The sequence below is a fragment of the Vogesella mureinivorans genome, assembly GCF_007644035.1.
GTDB lineage: Bacteria > Pseudomonadota > Gammaproteobacteria > Burkholderiales > Chromobacteriaceae > Vogesella > Vogesella mureinivorans.
In genome coordinates, this window is the sequence record NZ_VMTV02000758.1 from 1 (window position 1) to 257 (window position 257).

1 pseudogene is annotated in these 257 nt (G+C 49.0%); it reads left to right on the plus strand.

Features of this window, described 5'->3' with window-relative positions:
- Positions 1-141 precede the first annotated feature (141 nt).
- Positions 142-257: pseudogene (locus FLQ44_RS24480) on the plus strand (IS5/IS1182 family transposase); the annotation flags it as partial.

Consider the following 257-nt stretch of genomic DNA (forward strand, 5'->3'; position numbering starts at 1 on the left):
TGTTTCGTGTGCGTGCATGCAAAAACAATTCGCCCAACGGACCTTAGAGGGTGTTTGAAAAGTCGGCTAGTCAGGTAAAAAAGCAAAAAAGCTCTCTCAGTATTAAGCTGCCAATAGATAGTCAACAGCACCGAGAGAGCTATGAGTAAAGCATACCCTAGCAATTTGAGCGCAGCCCAGTACCTACTTCTCTTGGAATTGATTCCCCCACCCAAGCCGGGTGGTCGCCCTCGCACCGTAGAGATGTGGGAGGTTCT